16 protein-coding genes are annotated in these 18,552 nt (G+C 72.9%); 8 read left to right on the plus strand and 8 right to left on the minus strand.

Features of this window, described 5'->3' with window-relative positions:
* The first annotated feature begins 81 nt into the window (after window positions 1-81).
* Complete coding sequence (locus tag OG406_RS08790; RefSeq protein ID WP_329185129.1) at window positions 82-933, plus strand: CDP-alcohol phosphatidyltransferase family protein; 852 nt, start codon at window positions 82-84, stop codon at window positions 931-933.
* A 155-nt stretch (window positions 934-1,088) separates the two neighbouring features.
* Here OG406_RS08790 and OG406_RS08795 read toward each other — a convergent pair whose 3' ends face one another.
* Window positions 1,089-2,393, minus strand: coding sequence for a lectin-like domain-containing protein (locus OG406_RS08795; RefSeq protein ID WP_329185131.1), 1,305 nt, complete (start codon window positions 2,391-2,393; stop codon window positions 1,089-1,091).
* Between the two features lie 260 nt (window positions 2,394-2,653).
* Here OG406_RS08795 and OG406_RS08800 point away from each other — a divergent pair, with 260 nt between their 5' ends.
* The 4 genes from OG406_RS08800 to OG406_RS08815 all read left to right on the plus strand — a co-directional run bounded on the left by OG406_RS08800 (window position 2,654) and on the right by OG406_RS08815 (window position 6,213).
* Window positions 2,654-3,535, plus strand: a complete 882-nt coding sequence (locus OG406_RS08800) for a DNA-3-methyladenine glycosylase family protein (RefSeq protein WP_164372443.1) — start codon at window positions 2,654-2,656, stop codon at window positions 3,533-3,535.
* 163 nt (window positions 3,536-3,698) lie between these two features.
* Window positions 3,699-4,832 (plus strand): ABC transporter ATP-binding protein, encoded by a 1,134-nt coding sequence (locus tag OG406_RS08805; RefSeq protein WP_329185134.1) that lies wholly within the window; start codon window positions 3,699-3,701, stop codon window positions 4,830-4,832.
* A complete protein-coding gene (locus tag OG406_RS08810; protein WP_081220284.1) occupies window positions 4,832-5,542 on the plus strand; it encodes an ABC transporter permease in 711 nt (236 codons plus the stop codon). Before OG406_RS08805 ends, OG406_RS08810 begins: the two co-directional genes overlap by 1 nt.
* 14 nt (window positions 5,543-5,556) lie before the next feature.
* Entirely contained in the window at window positions 5,557-6,213 is a 657-nt protein-coding gene (locus OG406_RS08815) for an ABC transporter permease (RefSeq protein ID WP_203660328.1), read from the plus strand.
* A 76-nt stretch (window positions 6,214-6,289) separates the two neighbouring features.
* On the opposite strand, the gene OG406_RS08820 is transcribed toward OG406_RS08815, so the two are convergent.
* Genes OG406_RS08820 through OG406_RS08835 form a run of 4 tightly spaced genes read right to left on the minus strand, consistent with a single transcriptional unit; the run spans window position 6,290 to window position 10,389 of the window.
* Complete coding sequence (locus OG406_RS08820) at window positions 6,290-6,901, minus strand: GTP-binding protein (protein WP_164372446.1); 612 nt, start codon at window positions 6,899-6,901, stop codon at window positions 6,290-6,292.
* Complete coding sequence (locus OG406_RS08825; RefSeq protein WP_081220281.1) at window positions 6,852-7,283, minus strand: DUF742 domain-containing protein; 432 nt, start codon at window positions 7,281-7,283, stop codon at window positions 6,852-6,854. Before OG406_RS08825 ends, OG406_RS08820 begins: the two co-directional genes overlap by 50 nt.
* Before the next feature lie 56 nt (window positions 7,284-7,339).
* Window positions 7,340-7,813 (minus strand): roadblock/LC7 domain-containing protein, encoded by a 474-nt coding sequence (locus OG406_RS08830; protein WP_164372447.1) that lies wholly within the window; start codon window positions 7,811-7,813, stop codon window positions 7,340-7,342.
* Between the two features lie 2 nt (window positions 7,814-7,815).
* On the minus strand, window positions 7,816-10,389 hold the full coding sequence (locus tag OG406_RS08835; RefSeq protein ID WP_329185138.1) for an ATP-binding protein: 2,574 nt from the start codon (window positions 10,387-10,389) through the stop codon (window positions 7,816-7,818).
* A gap of 332 nt (window positions 10,390-10,721) precedes the next feature.
* On the opposite strand from OG406_RS08835, the gene OG406_RS08840 reads away from it, so the two are divergent.
* Together OG406_RS08840 and OG406_RS08845 are read left to right on the plus strand one after the other, a co-directional pair.
* Window positions 10,722-11,681 carry an ABC transporter substrate-binding protein gene (locus OG406_RS08840; RefSeq protein WP_164371672.1) on the plus strand — a complete coding sequence of 320 codons (960 nt, stop codon included), beginning with the start codon at window positions 10,722-10,724 and terminating at the stop codon, window positions 11,679-11,681.
* Between the two features lie 99 nt (window positions 11,682-11,780).
* Window positions 11,781-13,463, plus strand: a complete 1,683-nt coding sequence (locus OG406_RS08845; protein WP_329185141.1) for an aromatic amino acid ammonia-lyase — start codon at window positions 11,781-11,783, stop codon at window positions 13,461-13,463.
* A gap of 186 nt (window positions 13,464-13,649) precedes the next feature.
* Here OG406_RS08845 and OG406_RS08850 read toward each other — a convergent pair whose 3' ends face one another.
* Entirely contained in the window at window positions 13,650-15,134 is a 1,485-nt protein-coding gene (locus tag OG406_RS08850) for an MFS transporter (protein ID WP_327408535.1), read from the minus strand.
* A 363-nt stretch (window positions 15,135-15,497) separates the two neighbouring features.
* Here OG406_RS08850 and OG406_RS08855 point away from each other — a divergent pair, with 363 nt between their 5' ends.
* Window positions 15,498-16,076 (plus strand): TetR/AcrR family transcriptional regulator, encoded by a 579-nt coding sequence (locus tag OG406_RS08855; protein WP_164371669.1) that lies wholly within the window; start codon window positions 15,498-15,500, stop codon window positions 16,074-16,076.
* Window positions 16,077-16,201: 125 nt separating this feature from the next.
* Here OG406_RS08855 and OG406_RS08860 read toward each other — a convergent pair whose 3' ends face one another.
* Both OG406_RS08860 and OG406_RS08865 read right to left on the minus strand, forming a co-directional pair.
* Window positions 16,202-17,662 (minus strand): amidase, encoded by a 1,461-nt coding sequence (locus OG406_RS08860; protein ID WP_329185143.1) that lies wholly within the window; start codon window positions 17,660-17,662, stop codon window positions 16,202-16,204.
* A gap of 247 nt (window positions 17,663-17,909) precedes the next feature.
* Window positions 17,910-18,521: a TetR/AcrR family transcriptional regulator gene (locus OG406_RS08865; protein ID WP_329185145.1), complete on the minus strand. Its 612-nt coding sequence runs from the start codon at window positions 18,519-18,521 to the stop codon at window positions 17,910-17,912.
* Between the last annotated feature and the right edge of the window lie 31 nt (window positions 18,522-18,552).

The raw sequence follows: 18,552 nt of genomic DNA on the forward strand, positions 1-18,552 counted from the left end.
GATCTTCACGTACGGACCAGTGACAAGCCGCGGACGGTACGCGGCGTTGATCGACTCTGTCACACGGCCGGAGGATGTGCGGTGGCCCTGAACAACACGTACGGCGCGAGGCTCCCCCAACAGGAGACCATGGTGGGAGCCGGGGTGCAGCTTCTCCTGCTGGTGCTGCTGGGCACGGTGATAGGGATGGGTCCGGCGGGCTGGCTGAGTGGTCTGGCCTTCGGGATCGCGACCTGGGCGGTGCTCACCCGGGCCCTGCGGCGCACGCGCCCCCGCTCCTTCGGTCCGGCCAACCGCGTCACCCTCGGCCGCGCGATCCTGGTGGGCGGTGTCACCGCGCTCGTCGCGGACTCCTTCCAGAGTTCGCCGCCGGTGAGCCTCCTCGTCGGCCTGACGGCGGTCGCGCTGATCCTGGACGGTGTCGACGGCAAGGTCGCCCGACGGACCGGTACGTCGTCCGCCCTGGGCGCCCGCTTCGACATGGAGGTGGACGCGTTCCTGATCCTGGTCCTGAGCGTGTACGTCGCGATGTCGCTCGGCCCGTGGGTGCTGCTGATCGGCACCATGCGGTACGTGTTCGTCGCGGCGGCCCGGGTGCTGCCCTGGCTGAACGCGGCGCTGCCGCCGAGCATGGCCCGCAAGACGGTGGCGGCGCTGCAGGGCGTCGTGCTGCTGGTCGCGGGCGCCGGGATCCTGCCGTACGGGGTGACGACGGCGGCCGTGGCGCTGGCGCTCGGCTCGCTGGTCTGGTCGTTCGGCCGCGACACGGTTTGGCTGTCGCGGCACGGCGCCCGCCCGGCCGTGGAGCGGGCCGCGCAGGCCGAGCGGCAGCCCCGCCGACTGGTCGGCGCCACCGCGACGGGGCCGGCTGCGGCGACGGGCCCGGCTGCGGCTCAGCGCCTGGTCGCCCCGACGACCCGCACGGCGGCCTGACCCCGACCGGCCCGCGGCCGGCTCCGGGCCCGTGGCCCGCCCCGGCCGGTGGCCCGCTCCCCCGACCGTGCCCCGGTCCGGTCGTGACTCCGGTCCGGCCGGTGATGCCGTCCGACCCGTGATCCGGTGCGGGCGCGTGCCGCGGCCGGGCGGGTTCAGTAGGTGATCACCGCGTCGCGCACGGTGTGGCGGTCCGTGCGGCCGCCGGTGGCCGCGGCGAAGCCGACCAGCACGTTCCGCGGGAGGGTGATCTCCGTGTCGACGACCCGCGTGCCGTCCACGGCGACCCGCAGATGCCCCGCTCCCGTCACGGACACGTCCACGGCATGGGTACCGGTCCGCAGGCCGGGCAGGGCCGCCGAGGTGGCGGCGTACCGCAGCGGGGAGCCCGTTCCGCCGACGGCCACCCCGGCGAGTCCGGCCGCCGGCTCCCCGGTGTTGCGATGGGTGTCGAGGGCGACGGCGACTCCCGGCAGACCAGCGGAGCCGAGTCCCCCGCCGCCCGCGCCCAGGGCCGTCGGAGTCGCCTTCGCCGCGTCGAGGAGGAGCAGGGCGAGACCGTCCGCGCCGCTGCCGCCGCCGAGTCGCGCGGTGAAGCGGGCCCGCAGCCGCGCCGACGGCACGGCGACCGCCTGGACGGCGGATCCCCTGGCGTCGCGCACCGCGTCGGTGAGCACGAGGTCGCTGCCGGACTGCGCGGCGGAGCCGTTGCGGGTCCAGCCGTTCGGCCCGGGCGGCGCCACCGCGTAGGAGGCCGCCGTGATGACCGTGTCGCGGACGGCGTGGTTGTCGGTCTTCCCGCCGTTGGCGCCGGTGAAGACGGGCAGCGCCGTCGCGGGCAGAGCGGGGACGGTGGCGGTCAGCAGCCGGGCGCCGTCCATCCAGACGGAGAGGGTCTTCCCGGAGACGGCGATCGCGACAGCGTGCGGGCCCGAGCGGAGGTCCGGCACCCTGGCGGACGTCGTCGCGAGGGTGCGGGAGCTGTCCCCCGTGGCGGCCGTGACGCCGATGAAGTTGGCCGACGGGTCGCCGGTGTTGCGGTGGGTGTCGAAGGTGATCGCCACGCCGGGCTTCCCGGCCCAGCCGAGACCGCCGCCGTCCGCGCCGAGGGCCGTGGGGGTGGCCCGCGCCGGGTCGAGCAGACCGAAGGTGAGGCCGTCGCCACCGCTGCCGCCGCCGATGACGGTCACGAACGCGGCCTTGAGGCCGTCGGTGACCACCGGGACCTGGAACACCGCCGATCCCGCCTGGTGTGCCGCGGTCCGGGTGAGCTGGAGGTCGGCGCCGGAGACCTGGGCGGACCCGTTGCGGGTCCACCCGCCGGCTCCGGGAGCCGGGACGGTGACCCGGCCCGGCTCCGCCGCCGGTGCGGGCACCGCACCGGCGGCACCGAGCAGCAGGCAGCCCGTCACCAGGGCGAGAAGCCGGGTCGTGGTCCGCCGAGCGCGCGGGCTGAGCATGTCTCCACCTCGGGGCGTGAGTACGGGGAGCGGCGGCCGGGAGACCCCGCAGGCGATCATGGTCGGCACCCCGGCCCGATATTCGTACGAACCCGGTGCGGCGGCCGGGCATGGTTCACCCCGACGGGCCAAGGCGGTGCGCGCGGTCCGCCGCGACCGGTGCGACGCCCCGCGCAGATTAGTTGACGGGATGTGTCAGGTATTGCCGTCACAGTGGTGCGCGTCGACACGGTGAGCGTGTCCCCAGCGGGAGGTCGGACATGGCGCGGCACGAGGTCGGGTACGAGGTGAGGGGTCCCTGGTCCCTGGAGAGCAGCCGGGAGTTCTGGGAGGAGATGGCGCCGGTGCCGCCGGCCGGGGCGGCGGGCACGGAAGGGACGCTGCGGACGGTGTTCCCCGCGGACGCCGACTGGCGGCACGTCACCGCAGAGGTCACACAGGTCGGATCCGCCGCCCGGATCGTGGTCACCGGGGACGGCGACCTGGACGCGGCGGCGGACCAGGTGGCCCGCTTCCTCTCCCTGGACGTCGACGCCCGCGGCTGGCCCGCCGTCGGCGACCGGGACCCGGTGATCGGCCGGATCCGGGCGAGCAGGCCGGGACTTCGCCCGTGCGGGTTCCACTCCCCTTACGAGGCGGCCGCGTGGGCGGTGCTGACCCAGCGCACCGGGAGGACGACGGCCCGGGGCACCCGGGCCGACATCGTCGCGCGGCTCGGCGACGGCGGGGCGTTCCCCTCGCCCGAGCGGCTGCTCCGGCTGGACGTCGAACTGCCCTGGCGCAAGACCGAGTACCTGCACGCCGTCGCCGCCGCCGCGCTGGACGGGGAACTGGACGGGGCCGAACTGCGGGCCCTGGAGCCGGAGGAGGCCATGCGCCGGGTCCGGCAGGTCAAGGGGCTCGGCGTCTTCGCCGCCGAACTCGTCGTCGTGCGGGGCGCGGGACACCCGGACGTGCTGCCCACGCAGGAGCGGCGGCTGGCCGCGGAGATCGAGGACCAGTACGGGCCCGGGCGCGATCCGGCGGACATCGCGGAGAACTGGCGGCCCTTCCGCACCTGGGCCGCGCTCCATCTGCGCGTCCGGCGGGCCGAACGGCTGGGCACCGACGGGCACCGGCCCCCGCGGACCCGGGCGACGTGACCCCCCCGCACCGCTCCCGGCACGACTCCGTCGAAATCGGACACCCTCGCGCACGTCACGACCTGCCCCGGCCGAGATCAGACATCAACTGGCTAGACTACGACCCCTTGTGCACGTGATCGCGCCACGCGCGAGCAATGCCGTCCCCGAAGGGTTTCGACGCTTGATAGCCATCGAAGATGTCAGCAAGCGATATGCAGACGGCACGGTGGCCGTCGATCGCCTGTCCCTCCAGATACCGAACCACTCCATCACCGTCCTCGTCGGACCCTCGGGCTGTGGCAAGACGACCACGCTCCGCATGATCAACCGCATGGTCGAGCCGAGCAGCGGCACGATCCGGGTCGACGGCGAGGACATCACGCGGCAGCCGGTCAACGCCCTGCGCCGCTCGATGGGTTACGTCATCCAGAACGCCGGTCTCTTCCAGCACCGGACGATCCTCGACAACATCGCCACCGTGCCGCGGCTGCTCGGCTGGTCCAAGCAGCGCGCCCGGGACCGCGCGGCGGAGCTCATGGAACGGGTCGGCCTCGACCCGGGGATGGCCCGCCGCTACCCGTACCAGCTCTCCGGCGGTCAGCAGCAGCGCGTCGGCGTCGCCCGCGCGCTCGCCGCGGACCCGCCCATCCTGCTCATGGACGAGCCGTTCTCCGCGGTCGACCCGGTCGTCCGGCGGGGTCTGCAGGAGGAGTTGCTCCGCATCCAGGGCGAACTGGGCAAGGCCATCGTCTTCGTCACCCACGACATGGACGAGGCGATCACGATCGGCGACCGCATCGCGGTGCTGCGCACCGGCGGCAAACTCGCCCAGTTCGCCGCGCCCGACGAGATCCTGTCGGCGCCCGCCGACCCGTTCGTCGAGCAGTTCCTCGGCGCGGACCGGGGCATCCGCGGGCTGTCGTTCCTGTCCACCCGCGATCTCGGACTCGACCGCTCCCGGGTCGTGCCCGTCGGTCCCGAGGCCCGGGAGGCCGCCGGGCGCGGTACGGCGCAGGAGCCGGTGCTGGTGACCGACGCGGACGGCAAGCCGCTCGGCTGGGCCCCGCCCGCCTGGAACGGCGAGGTGGAGACGCTCGAACCTCACGGGCAGAGCTTCGAGGTGGGCCGGGACTCGCTGCGTGTCGCGCTCGACCGGGCCGTGCTGGCGCCGACCGGGCGGGCCGTGGGCGTCGACGCCTCGGGCCGGGTCCTCGGTGTCGCCGGACAGGAGACGATCGCCGCGGCGATCCGCGCGGCCCGGCAGCGCACGTCCACGGACGCCGCACGCGACGCCGCCCCGGCGAAGGCCCTGTGATGAACGGCTTCTTCGACATACCGAGCGACCTCCAGCACAGCTACCTGGGCCTGATCGGCATCCACATGCAGGAGGCCCTGGTCCCGGTCCTCGTCGGTCTGCTGCTGGCCCTGCCGATCGGCCTGCTGTGCGTCCACTACGACTGGCTGTACCCGCCGGTGCTGTGGACCTCGACGGTGCTGTACGCGATCCCGTCGATCGCGTTCTTCGTGGTCCTCATCGACTCCACCGGGCTGACCCAGCTGACCGTGATGATCCCGCTGTGCCTGTACAGCCTGGTGGTCCTGGTGCCCGCGGTGGTCGACGGGATCCGCTCGGTCCCCGAGGAGACCAACGCGGCCGCCGCCGCCATGGGTATCGGCCCCGTGCGCCGCTACTTCCAGGTCCAACTGCCCATCGCCGTCCCCGCGATCATGGCGGGACTGCGGGTGGCCACGGCCTCCAGCATCAGCCTGGTGAGCGTCGGTTCGCTGATCGGCAACCAGGGCGCGCTCGGCAACCTGCTGACCACCGCGATGCTCTACCACCGGCCGCGGCTCGCGGTGACCTCCGTGGTCACCACCGCCGTGCTGGCGATCGTGGTCGACGCGCTGCTGGTCCTGCTGCGACGGCTCCTCACCCCGTGGGAGCCCCCGTCCGGCCGCGCCGCGCGGCGTCCCGCGGCCACGCTCGAGGACCCGGCGGTCCGCACCCCGGAGGCCGTGTCGTGAACGTATTCAGCTTCATGCAGTCGTTCTTCAGCGACGGCGCCCACTGGCACGGTTACGACGGTATTCCGCAGCGGGTGTGGGAGCACCTGCAGTACACGGCGGGCGCCCTCGCGATCGCGGCGGCCATCGGGCTGCCGGTCGGTCTGGTCACCGGGCACACCGCGCGCGGCGGCAACGCGCTCGCGTTCCTTTCCGCCGGTGCCCGCGCCCTGCCGACCTTCGGTCTCCTGGTGCTGATGTTCGTGTGGCTGGGACTCGGGATCGTGCCGGTGATGATCCCGCTCGTGGTGCTGGCGATCCCGCCGATCCTCATCACCACCTACGAGGCGGTCCGCACCGTGGACCCCTCCCCCGTGGACGCCGCCCGGGGCATGGGCATGCAGGAGTCGAAGATCCTGTTCCAGGTCGAGATCCCGGCGGCCCTGCCGCTGATCCTCAGCGGGCTGCGCTCGGCGACGATCCAGATCGTGTCGACGGCGACGATCGCGGCCTATGTGTCCCTCGGCGGAGTCGGCCGCTACATCCTGGACGGGCTGTACCAGCGCGACTACGAGAAGGTCGTCGGCGGAGCCGCCCTCACGGCCGTCCTCGCGCTGCTCGTCCTGACGCTGTTCTGGGCCGTGGGACGGGTGGCCGTCTCTCCCGGAGTGCGCAGGCGCCGGTCCGCCTGAGACGGTCGGTACGACGGAGGCGGGGAAGGGCCCGAGGGCCCTTCCCCGCCTCCGTCGTACCGACCGTCCGTCCGCCTCAGCGCTGTGCCGTGGCGAGGGCGTGTTCGAGGACCACGAGCAACGCGTCGCGCACGGAGCCGCGTTCGCGGGCGTCGAACACGGTCAGCGGCACGTGGTCGCCGACGTCGAGCGCCCACCGCACGTCGTCCAGATCGTGTTCGAGCCGGCCGTCGAAGGCGTTGACGGCGACGGCGAAGGGGATCTGGCGGTGCTCGAAGTAGTCGACGGCGGCGTAGCAGTCGTCGAGCCGCCGGGTGTCGACGATGACGAGCCCGCCGAGCGCGCCCTCGACGAGGTCGTCCCACATGAAGCCGAAGCGTTCCTGGCCGGGGGTGCCGAACAGGTAGAGCTTGAGCGTGGGGTCGAGCGTCACGCAGCCGAAGTCCATGGCGACGGTCGTCGTCACCTTCTCGGGTGTGTGGGAGAGGTCGTCGACACCGGCGGCGACCGAGGTGATGGACGCCTCGGTGGTGAGTGGTTCGATCTCGGAGATGGCACCCACCGTGGTGGTCTTGCCCACGCCGAAGCCGCCCGCGATCACCATCTTCACCGGCAGCGGCGGCCGGGGCCGCTCGTCGTCAGCCCTCACGGATCGCTCCCCGGGAGTCGGGGACAGCTCGGAGACCATCGATAACCCTTCGCAATACGGAGACATCGCGGTTGGAGTGGGCCTGGGGCAGGTACAGGGCCAGTTGGCCGTCGGCACGCAGATCGTCGGCGAGGACCCGGATCACGTTGAGGTGCATCCGGAGTTTCGCCGCGATCTCCGCGAGGGACTGCGGCTCACGGCAGACCGTGATGATGTCGCGGTGCTGGTCGAAGACGAACGCGTCGAGTGCGGCCAGTCCCACCTCGGTGGCCACGACCTGCGTCTCGATCGGGATCGGCGGGACGAGGCTGTCGCCGCCGGCGATCCGTCCCGCGGTGAGCAGGAACGGCCGGACGACCGAGGCGGGGCGCTCGGCCCCCCACTCGGCGTCGCCGCCGGCCCGTGGCTCGCCGGACGTCATCACGTCCTCCCCCTTCACCCAGTGCGGTCACCGGCCGTGCGACGACGCCTCGGACGTCATCCGGCCGGGGCGATGCCCACGGTGTTCTTCAGTTCCATGACCAGTTGCGGGCTCAGCACGGCGCCCGCGCGGTTGGCGAAGACGGTCATCTCGTAGGCGATGTTGCCGAGTTTCGCCTCCTTCGACGCCACCACGCCGAGCACCGCTCCGGCGCCGAGGGCGGACACCAGGACGTGCCCTTCCTCCAGGTCGATGATGACCTTGTTGAGGCCGCCGAGGCCGTAGTTCCCGGAGGCGCCCATGGCCAGGCTGGTGATGCCGGAGACGATCGCCGCGAGGCGCTCGGAGTCGGCCTGGCCGCGCAGTTGGGAGACGGCTATGAGCAGTCCGTCGGAGGAGACTCCGATGACGTCGACGACCCCGGCCGTCTCGGTGGCGAACCGGTTGAGCAGCCAGTTGAAGTCGGCTGCGGCGGCCTTCACGTCCGTATCGGGCTCCGCGGTTCGGGACTCCGGCCCGCCTGTCCACATGGTCACGTGCTCATGCCTTCCGGGGAAGAGGGTCTTCTGTTCAGGGTGTCGGGGCCGGCGGGTCCGCCGGGTCCGTCGTCGGGGCGGAACGCCCAGACCGGGTGTTCCCCGGTCTCGCTCTCGCGCTGGGCGCGCTGGACGGCTTCCTCGAACTCGTCGAGTTCGGCGCGGGCCGCCTCGGCGTCCGTGGGCTGCCAGGAGGGGGGTCTGCGGTGGGTGACGGCTTCCCGGGTCTTGGGCAGCCGCGTCGAGGCCGTGGTGGCCGACAGGGTCGCCCCGCGCACCCGGCGGCGCAGCGGACCGGCCTCGCCGGGCCGTGCCGGTGCGGCGGGCGCCGTGGGGCCCGGGCCCGGGTCGGCTCCGGTGCCGGCCCGGAGGCCGCCGTGGGTCATGGCGTGCTCGGCGCCGGGGCCCGTCGTGGGTTCCGCTCGGCGGGCGTGGCCGGCGGGCTCCGCGGTCCGCGGCCTGGCGGGCACCCGCCGGGGCAGGCCCGCGGGTCCCGGCGGCGACTCGACCTGCGCGGGGCGCGGTTCGGCCGGCCCCGGGTGGCGGGCCGGCGGCATCATGCGCGGGGCGCGCGGAGCGGACCTGCCGGGGTCGCCGGACACCAGGTGGGACGCGGGGACCGCGACGGTGGCGGTGACGCCGCCGCCCGGCGTGCGGGACAGGACGACCTCGATGCCCCAGCGCCGGGAGAGACCGCCGACCACGAAGAGGCCGAGGACCTCGGTCGGAGCGAGGTCGAGGCGCTCGCGGCGGATCAGGCGGGCGTTCTCCTGCTCCAGCCGCTCGGGGCTCATGCCGAGGCCGTGGTCGATGATCTCGACGAGCGCGCCTCCCCCGCCGTGCCGGGGCCGCAGGACGACTTCGACGCCGCTGCTCGCCGGGGAGAACATGACGGCGTTCTCCAGGAGTTCGGCGAGCATCAGGGTCAGGTCGCCGATGATGTCGGGGACGACGGTGACATCGCCCTCGGCGTGCGGGGTGACGCGCTGGTAGCCCTCGATCTGGCCGAGCGAGGCGCGGACGATGTTGCTGAGCCGCATGGGTTCGGTGGTGAGGCCGGTCTCGCTGATGCCGGCGAGGAGCATGAGGCTGTCGGCGTTGCGCTGGAGCCGGACGGCGATGTGGTCGATGCGATAGAGGCGGTCGAGCACCTCGGGGTCGGTCTCACCGCGTTCCACCGAGTCGATCAGCGCGAGTTGACGTGCCGTCAGGTTGCTGACGCGGCGGCCGACGTTGCCGAACATCTCGGCGATGTTGCGCCGGCTGACGACCTGGCGTTCCAGCAGGGCGGTCGCGGTGACCTGGACCTGGTTGAAGGCTTCGGCCAGTTCGCCGATCTCGTCGCGCACCGGCACGGGCACGGCCTCCAGGCGCGGCGGGCTCGCGTCGTCGGCGTCGTCGTCCGCCACCCGGGCGAGTTCGGTACGGGCGGCGCCGGCGACGTGCTGGGCGGCCGCGGTGAGGGACCGTACGGTGCGGACCACGGAGCGGCGGGCCAGCACGGAGAACAGCAGCCACGCGGCGAAGGCGAGGAGGTTGCCGGCGACCAGCCAGGCCACGCGCCACCAGGCCTCGCTGGACGCGGACTGGGCGTCCGCGGCGATCTCGCCGATGAGCGACTGGACGATCTTCAGGCGGTTGCCGGCCTGCCGTTCGTAGGTGGGGTCGGCGCGCAGCGCGTCACCGAGCGCGGTCCGCAGCTGGGCCGGGGTCTCGGCGACCAGGGCGCTGGGGTCGACCTGGAGGGCCGCCCAGTGCTGGGTGATGACGCTCTGGTAGGGGCTGCGTTCGATCCCGGCGAGGGCGGTGCTCTGGTCCTGGCTCGCGAACCGGGTGAACCGCTCGGCCTGGTAGGAGTACTGGTCGTAGTCGCCGACGGCACCGGTGAACTCGATGAGCGCGTTGGAGTCGCGGGTACGGGCCGCGAAGACGCTGGTCTCGAAGGAGGCGTGGGCGGTGTCGGCGCGCAGCAGGGCGTCGAGCAGGTTGGCCGAGGACGAGCCGGACTCGCCGCCCGCCACTCCGAGGCCGAGGCCGTTGATGAGCCCCTCGATCACCGATCCGTAGGCGGGGTCGATGTTGTCGGCGGGGATCGGGCCCTGCTCGACCGTCGTGCGGAGGCTGTCCAGGCCCTCCAGTTCCTTCAGCGCCTGGGCCTCGGCGTCGGGCAGCCGGTCGCCGTAGGCGGTGCGGACGGCCGCGATGCGGGTGCCGACCTCCTGCTGCGCGTCGAGGTAGGGGGCGGTGTCCTGCGCGCCCTTTCCGGAACCGCCCGCCTCGTGGCGCAGGGAGACGAGGAGTGCCTGCCGGTGCTCCGTCTGCACGGCGTCGATGAGTTTGGTCACCTGGGCGCTGTCCCGGACGAGCTGGGCGGTGTCGGCTGCCGAGCGGGCCTTGTCGATCTCGCCGTACACGACGTAGGCGATCATCGCGGAGATGACGGCGAGCGGCACGATCACCAGGACGTTGAGTTTCCGGCGAAAGGGCCAGCGGTCCAGCGGGGATGGTGTCCGGCCGATCGGAAGAGCCGTGGACGGCTGCCCCGAGGCGGCTTTTCTGTGCGCGGGCACCCAACCTCCTTGACTTCATTCCCCGTTGGAAGCCTTTTGGCAGGCCTGCATGGATCAGTGGTCACGACAGCGCGCTCGGGCCGACAAGTGGAAGGGGGCCCTCGACGCGGCCAACCCTAGCGGCTGGCGTAAGAGTACGGCCATGATCAACCAAAAAGTGACATGCAGTGACGCCGGAATCGCGCGCATATTGGTCGCGTTGCGCCTACGGGGCGAAGCTGTACGGTCCCCACCAGTGATCTATTCGTGTCTTGACGGTTCTCGATGTGGCTCGATTGGATCGTCTGGACTGTCAAGACCCGCGCCCACGCCCCACCCGATGCCAAGTCTGGATGACCAACGTGACCATCGCCAGAAGCACCCGAACGTCCGCAACGTACGCTGCCACCCTGCTGGTTGTGGCCGCGGCCGCACTGACGGGCTGCGGTTCCTCCGACGACTCCGGCACGTCCGACCCGCTGAAGGGTGACGCCGCCAAGGGCGGTACGGTCGTTGTCGGCTCCAACAACTTCCCCGAGAGCATCCTGCTCGCCGACATCTACGGCGAGGCTCTCAAGTCCAAGGGGATCAAGGTCAGTTACAAGCTGAACATCGGCAGCCGCGAGACCACGTACGGCCTGATCAAGAACGGCACGATCACCGTGCTGCCGGAGTACAACGGCGCGCTGCTCGCCTACCTCGACGCGAAGGCCACCCCGAAGACCGTCGAGGAGACCAGCACGGCCATCACGGCCAAGCTCGACTCCAAGCTGAGCCTGCTGACGCCGTCCAAGGCCGAGGACAAGGACGCGATAGCGGTCAACGAGGCCACGGCGAAGAAGTACAGCCTGACGGACAAGTCGACCATCTCCGACCTCGCCGACTCGGCGAAGGACCTGGTGATCGGCGGCTCGCCGGAGTTCCAGACCCGTCAGCAGGGTCTGAAGGGACTGAAGTCCGTATACGGTCTCGATTTCAAGAACTTCAAGGCGCTGGACGCCGGCGGCCCCCTCACCGTGGCGGCCCTCAAGGGGAACAACATCCAGGCCGCGGACATCTTCTCCACGGACCCCGGAATCAGCAAGAACAAGTTCGTCGTGCTCCAGGACCCGAAGAGTCTTTTCGGTTTCGAGAACGTGACGCCGCTGACGTACAAGAAGGGCCTCCCGAAGGCGGGAATTGCCGTTCTCAACGACGTCTCGGCGAAGCTCGACACGGAAACCCTGGTGTCGCTCAACGGCCAGGTGCAGAACGACAGCAAGGACCCGCTGGACGTGGCGAAGTCCTGGCTGTCCTCGGCCGGACTCAGCTGACGCGCGGTCCGTCGGCCGGCTGACGGATGCCGGGGGCCGGGCGGTCGGGACATCCCGACCCCGGCCTTCCCGCGGCGTACGGAGGAGTGAACGCCCGTCATGCTCAAGCGCACGGCCGACGCGGCCGAGGCAGCAACGGCCCTCGCGGACGCGGGCGGTGGGGAAGCGCCCCCCGCCCCCGAGGGCGCCCCGCCGGTCCTGCTCGGGGACACCGGCCCGGGTGCCGGCGTGACGGGCGCTCCCGGCCCGGCCCGCAGCGCCCGGCCGCCCGGGGCTGACCTGGACGGCCGGGGGCTCGACGCGACGACGGTGGCCTCGGTCGCCGACGGGGCCCCGCCTCCGCCGCCGCATCCCGCGGCCCTGGAGGCGATGGAGCACACCCGCCGCGCCGCCCTGCGGTTGGCGGCCGAGGGCGCCCGCGTCTACGGGCGCAGCACCGGCGTCGGTGCGCACCGGGGCCTCGCCGTCGAGGAGTCCGACGGCGCCGGTCACGACCTGCGGCTGCTGCTGAGTCACGCTGGAGGCGTGGGCGAACCGCTTCCCGCCCGTGAGGTCCGCGCCATGATGCTGGTGCGCGCCAACCAGTTGCTCGCCGGCGGATCGGGGCTCCGTCCCGAGATCGCGGTGGCCGTCACGGCCGCGCTCCGGGCGCGGGTCCACCCCCGGGTGCCGGAGTACGGGGCGGTGGGCACCGGGGATCTGACCGCCCTGGCCGAGCTGGGGCTGGCCCTGTTCGGGTATGGCACCTGGATCCCCGACCGGGCGGATGCCGGGCACCGGCTCCCGGCGAGTCTGCCGGTCCACCGGGGCGACGCGCTGGCCCTGCTCAGCAGCAGCGCCCTCACCCTCGGCCAGTCCGCGCTCGCCTGTCACGACCTGGGCGTCCTGCTGAGCGCCGCGCACGTGGTGGCCGCGCTCTCGCTGCTCGCGGTGGACGCGTCCATGGAGCCGTACGCGCCCGGGGTCCACGCCGCCCATCCGCATCCGGCGGTCCAGGGCGCCGCGGCCCGGGTCCGGGACCTGCTCGGCACCGACGCGGTCCCGCTCGCGGTGCCACCGGAGTCTCCGGTCGGCACGTCCCGGGTGCAGGACCCCTACGGTTTCCGCTGCTTCCCGCAGGCTCACGGTCCGGCGACCGAGGCGTGGGAGTCCCTGGAGCGGGTGCTGTCGATCGACCTCAACTCCGCCACCGAGAACCCGCTGATCGGCTGGGACGCGACCACGCGGGCGCCGGTCGCCCTGCATCACGGCGGCTTCTTCACCGCGCCGCTCACGCTCGCGCTCGACCAGCTGGGCCTCGCCGTACTCGGCACGGCCCGCCTCTCCGCGGCCCGGCTGTCCGGTCTCGGGCGACCCGAACTGACGGGCCTGCGCTCGTACTTGGCCGACACATCCTCGGCGGGGTCGGGCATGATGATCCTGGAGTACAGCGCCGCGTCCGCCCTCGCCGAGATCCAGCTCTGCGCCACTCCGGCCGCGCTCGGGCACGTGGTGCTGTCCCAGGGGATGGAGGAGGCGGCGACCTTCGCCACCCAGGCCGCCCGCACGTCGCTGCGGCTGGCCCGGGCGTACCGGCTGGTCCTGGGCTGTGAACTCGTCGCCGCCGTAAGGGCGTTGCGGCTACGGGGCAGGGTGCCGCGTCCGGAGACGCCGGCGGGCCGGGCCTACGCCCGCGCGGCCGCCGAGCTGGACCCCGAGATGCGGGACCGTCCCCTCACGGACGACGTGACCACCGCGGCGGCCCTGCTCGACGAGTTCGCCGCACTCCCCGCCGCCCGCTGAGGGTCGTGCGTTCACCCTTGAGGCGGCTCGCACCCGGACACGGGGAGTCGGGCCCTGCGACACACCCCGCGGACACGGCGACGCGGGGGCCGGTCTCACGACACGACCCCCGCAGGGTGCCGGGCGGGCGGTCCGGCCCGCGGCACGACGCCCCACCGGGCGGCTACGCCACGGCCCGGTCCCGCGTCAGCTCCGCTCGGCCGGAGCGACGACCTCCGTCCGCGTCCGCTCCTGTGCCGGGGCGGCCGAACCGGCGTCGGCACGCCGGGTGTCCCCCGAGGCGCGCGGGCCCGGGACGCGGGCCGTGCGCCGGGCCGGGACGAGGAGCGCGGCCAGTGCGGCGGCCAGGCAGAGGAGGGCGAGCAGCGTGAAGCCGTGGGTGTATCCGGACTCGTACGGCAGGCCCGAGGACTGGACATGCCCCGTCACCAGGACGCTCGTCACGGCGGCGCCGATGGAACCGCCGATGGTGCGGATGTTGGCGTTCATCCCGGTCGCGGCGCCGGTCTGTTCGGCCGGGACGCTGCCGACGATGAGGTTGGCCATCGAGGCGAAGGCGAGCCCGATGCCGAGGCCGAACACGCCTGCCGCCAGGGCGACCTGCCACTGCCGGTCGTGCCACAGGGCGAGGATCGCGCACGCGACCGCGCCGAGCGTGGCACCGGCGACCAGCAGCTTCTTCGCGCCGAGGACGGGTTCGAGGCGGCCGCTGAGCACGCCGGAGCAGAACATCGCCAGCAGCATCGGCAGCATGAGCAGTCCGGCCGCGGTCACGCTCGCGCCGAAGCCGTAGCCCGCGGACTCCGGGGTCTGGACGAAGCCGGGGAGGAAGGACCAGATCGCGTACATGCCCGCGCCGAACAGCAGCGCGGCCGTGTTGGTGGTCCACACCGCGGGCAGTCGCATGATGCGCAGGTCGATCAGCGGGCCGGCGGACCGGGCCTCGGAGGCCAGCCAGACGGCGAACAGCAGGACGGCGGCGGCGAACAGACCGATCACCCGGCCCGATCCCCAGCCCCACTGCCCGGCCTGGCTGAGGGGAAGCAGCAGCGCGACCAGCCAGCCCGACAGCAGGACGGCGCCGAGCCAGTTGACGCGCCCGGCGGCCCGGCGGGGCGACTCGGGGACGTAGCGCAGGGCGATCAGCGCGGTCACCGCGACGATGCCGACGGGGATCCAGAACAGCCAGCGGTAGTCGAGCGCGCTCACGATCGGGCCGGCCGCCACCATGCCGACCCCTCCGCCCGCGGCGATCACGGCGGAGAGGTTGCTGATGCTGCCACTGACCCGGGAGGCGTCGAACTCGTCACGAATGATGCCGAAGGACAGCGGGAAGAGCGCGCCGCCGATGCCCTGCACCACGCGGGCGACGATGAGGACGCCGATGGTCGGCGCGAGCGCGGCGAGCAGACAGCCGGCCAGGACAGCGACCAGGACGGCGACCATGGTGCGCTTCTTGCCGATGAGGTCGCCGACCCGTCCGAGGATCGGCGTGAAGATCGAGGCGGACAGCAGGTACGCGGTCATCACCCAGGTCGCGGTGGACTGCGAGGTGTGCAGCGCGTGCTGAACGGTCGGCAGGGCCGGCGCGATCAGCGACTGCAGCATGGAGAACACGCCGGCACCGGTCGCGAGGACCGCGAAGGTGAGGCGGGGGGACGTGCGGGGCATGAAGAGCCTCTCCGGACAGGTTGCGGCCGAGGTCGTCGGGCCACGGTCGTACGGGACGGGCGGGGCGCCGGACGGCACCCGGGCACGCCGGCGACCGCGACGGCGGTCGCGCGGGGAAAAAGGAAGAGGAGAAGAGAAAAGAAGGAAGAGCGCGAGGAGCAGTAAGGAAGAGGAACGTCTGTGGGCGGGGTGGTGCGTCGTCGCACGGCCCGCCGGGGTCGTGGGCCGGGGCGGTGCACGTCGGCGTCGCGTGCGGCCGCACGCGGCCGACGCCGGACGCACCCCGGCTGTTAAAGTGGAGGTACCCCTCCACTGTAGCGGAGGCCCACCTCCGCTTCAACCCGATCCAGCCGGGAGGCAGCAGTGACGGCAGAGCCGTACCCCGTCAGCGAGATCGTCGCGTCCCGCCGTCCGCACCGGAAGGACGCCGCCCGCAACTACGACGCGCTGCTGGCCGCGGCCCGTGAGGCGTTCGCGGAGAAGGGCGCGGAGGCGTCCCTGGAGGACGTGGCCCGCCGCGCGGGCGTCGGCATCGGCACGCTGTACCGGAACTTCCCGACCCGGCGCCACCTCTTCGAGAGCGTCTACGCGGGCGAGGTCGACGACCTGTGCCGGGTCGCCGAGGAGGTGTCCGGCCTGGAGCCATGGGACGCGCTGACGTCCTGGCTGCGGCGCTTCGTGGACTACACGGTCACCAAGCGGGCCATCCGGGAGGCCCTGAACGACGAGTCCGAGATCTTCCTGGCCTGCCGGGACTCGATGTACGCGGCGGGCGGCCCCCTCTTCCGGCGGGCCCAGCAGGCCGGCGAGGCCCGGACCGACATGGACTTCGACGACCTGCTGCGCATGGTCGCCGGCATCACCGCGACGAACTTCCTGGACGACGCCCAGCGCGACCGCGTCCTGTCGGTGGCCCTGGACGGGGTACGGGCACCGGCCTGACCGGCGACGAACGCGTCCGCCGCCCGACGAGGGACGGCGGACCGTACGCCCGGGGCACCGGGGAAGGCGCGTGCCGTTCGCCTACTGCTTCACTCCACGCCCGCCCCGGTCACCCCACGACGACCTCAGGACCACAGGGTGAGTCCGGTCGGCCGCGCCTCGACCACCTCGGCCGCGTCGAGGACCCGGTGCTCCTCGAACCGCCCGCCGATGATCTGGGCGCTGAACGGCAGACCCTCACTGACGTTCACCGGGACCGTCACGGCGGGGAAGCCGAGGACGGGGACGGCGGTCATCGGCCACATCGCGGTGAACAGTTCACGGGCGCGGCCGGGGGTCGCGATGTCGGCGTCCTGCTCGAAGGGCGGTTCGGCGCAGACGGGGGTGAGCAGCAGCCGGTCCGAGCCGAGCATCTCCTGGAGCCGGGTGATGAGCGTGGCCCGGCGGGCCCAGCCGTTGATGTACGTGGCCAGTTCCGGGCGTTCGCCCCAGAGGTCGGCGGCGGCCGCGAAGTGGTTGTCCAGGGCGGTGCGGATGCTCGCGTCCCCCAACTGGGCCACCACAGGCCGGATCAGCCGGATGTCCTCGGTGATCAGCAGGGACCACAGCCGGCTCGCCTCGGCCAGCAGCGGCATGTCGTCCAGCTCCTCGACCTCGTAGCCGGCCGCGGCGAGCCGCGTCGCGGCCTCGCGCACGGCCCGGTCCACGGCCGGGTGGTTCTTCACGGTGCCGATCTCCCGTACGACGGAGACCTTCATCGGCCCTCCCGCCGCCGACGGCCGTCGCGGCAGCACCGGCAGACCATGGACGTGCCGCAGGTCGGGGGTGCTCATCGCGTCGAGCGCCAGCCGGACGTCGGCCACCGTCCGGGCCAGCGGACCCTGGACCGCGCAGGCGTGCACGGTGGGCGGGAAGTCCAACTCGACGAGCCCGTCCGGGGTTTCGGCATAGGCGGGCGGCGCCCAGTCGGAGACCAGGCCGACGGTCGGGCGCAGTCCGACGACTCCGCAGCAGGCCGCCGGGAAACGGATGGAGCCGCCGATGTCGTTGCCCTGGGCCAGCGGGGTCATCCCGGCGGCGAGCCCACTGGCCGCGCCGCCGCTGGATCCGCCGGGGGTCCGCCCGTGGTCCCAGGGGTTGAGCGTGCGGCCGTGGAGGTCGTTCGTCGAGAACCAACGGAACGAGAAGGCCGGTGAGTTGCTGCGCCCGAGCGGCAGAGCACCGGACGCACGCAGTGCCGTGACGCAGGCCGCGTCGCCCTCGGCGGGGCGGTGCGCGAGGGCACGGACGCCGTTGCTCGTGGCGTGGCCCCGCTGATCGGTGTTGATCTTGATGGAGACGGGGACACCGTGCAGGGGACCGAGATCGGCGCCGGCCGCGACGGCACGGTCGGCGGCCCGCGCCGCGGCGAGCGCCTCGTCGGGACGGACGTCGACCAGCGCGTTCAGCGCGCCGTTGGTCTCCTCGATGCGGCCGAGACAGGACCGCATCACCTCGACGGCGGAGATCTCGCGGACACGGATACGGGCGGCCAGGTCGGTGGCGGTGCGCTGCCACAGTTCGTCCGGCGCGGTGGTGTGGGCCATGGGCTTCCTCTTCGGTACGGGCGTCCGGCCGGCCGACGACGGCGACGGGCGGGACGGGGAAGGGGCGGCGGCGTGCCGCTGGGCGCACCTCCGTGCGGCGCGATGGCGCGCGGGTACGGGGCACGTCGGACGGAGTGCCACGGGGCGGCTGCCGTACGGCGATGTTCATACAACAGCGTTTTATTTGGCGCCCACACTCTGCCGCGCCGGTCGCGTTGTCAACCCCCGTCCGCCGGGAACCGGCAGCTCAGGCGTCGCCGGCGCCCTCGGACGCCGTGCCGGGCGCCGCGCCCTTGAGGAGCTCGACCAGGGCCAGGGCGACCTGGGCGCCCCGGTCGGACGTCCAGGTGTCCGGGTCCTCCAGGGTCGAGAGCCAGTACCCGCGGAACAGCAGGTGGAGCAGGTCGGCGCCGAACCCCGGGTCGGGCAGGCCGGCCTGAGCGGCGAGCGTGACGAGCTCGGTGCGATTGCGCCGGGAGGTGACGCGCCGCAGCTCCTCCAGCTCCTCGCCGGCGGCGGGTCCGGCGCTCGCGATCTCCATCAACAGCCGCCGCAGGACCTCGTCGTCGTGCTCGGTGGTACTCATCCAGCGGGCGGCGGCCTTCAGCCGCTCCAGACCGGTGAGACCGTCGAGCACCTCGTCCATCTCGGCCGTCCACTCCTCCTCCGCCTTGCGCAGGGCGTTGAGCATCAGGGCGGACCGGCTGGAGACGTAGTTGGTGACCATCGCCGTCGAGCCCCCGAGCTGGGCGGCGACGGCGCGGATGGTGACGGAGCGGACGCCTCGTTCGCGGGCGACCTGGATGGTGGCGGCGGCGATCTCGTCGAGCCGCCTGGCTTCGTCTACCTCGATCGGCATGTCGCAGACCTTAACTCAGAGGGTTGACCCC

It is taken from the genome of Streptomyces sp. NBC_01428 (assembly GCF_036231965.1).
Lineage (GTDB): Bacteria > Actinomycetota > Actinomycetes > Streptomycetales > Streptomycetaceae > Streptomyces.

Bases quoted from the DNA above. Each gene is read 5' to 3' on its own strand.
- OG406_RS08795 (WP_329185131.1), bottom strand. From the start codon at position 2,393: ATGCTCAGCCCGCGCGCTCGGCGGACCACGACCCGGCTTCTCGCCCTG.
- OG406_RS08865 (WP_329185145.1), bottom strand. From the start codon at position 18,521: ATGCCGATCGAGGTAGACGAAGCCAGGCGGCTCGACGAGATCGCCGCC.
- OG406_RS08830 (WP_164372447.1), bottom strand. From the start codon at position 7,813: ATGTGGACAGGCGGGCCGGAGTCCCGAACCGCGGAGCCCGATACGGAC.
- OG406_RS08860 (WP_329185143.1), bottom strand. From the start codon at position 17,662: ATGGCCCACACCACCGCGCCGGACGAACTGTGGCAGCGCACCGCCACC.
- OG406_RS08800 (WP_164372443.1), top strand. From the start codon at position 2,654: ATGGCGCGGCACGAGGTCGGGTACGAGGTGAGGGGTCCCTGGTCCCTG.
- OG406_RS08845 (WP_329185141.1), top strand. From the start codon at position 11,781: ATGCTCAAGCGCACGGCCGACGCGGCCGAGGCAGCAACGGCCCTCGCG.
- OG406_RS08850 (WP_327408535.1), bottom strand. From the start codon at position 15,134: ATGCCCCGCACGTCCCCCCGCCTCACCTTCGCGGTCCTCGCGACCGGT.
- OG406_RS08840 (WP_164371672.1), top strand. From the start codon at position 10,722: ATGACCAACGTGACCATCGCCAGAAGCACCCGAACGTCCGCAACGTAC.
- OG406_RS08820 (WP_164372446.1), bottom strand. From the start codon at position 6,901: ATGGTCTCCGAGCTGTCCCCGACTCCCGGGGAGCGATCCGTGAGGGCT.
- OG406_RS08810 (WP_081220284.1), top strand. From the start codon at position 4,832: ATGAACGGCTTCTTCGACATACCGAGCGACCTCCAGCACAGCTACCTG.
- OG406_RS08825 (WP_081220281.1), bottom strand. From the start codon at position 7,283: ATGACGTCCGGCGAGCCACGGGCCGGCGGCGACGCCGAGTGGGGGGCC.
- OG406_RS08815 (WP_203660328.1), top strand. From the start codon at position 5,557: ATGCAGTCGTTCTTCAGCGACGGCGCCCACTGGCACGGTTACGACGGT.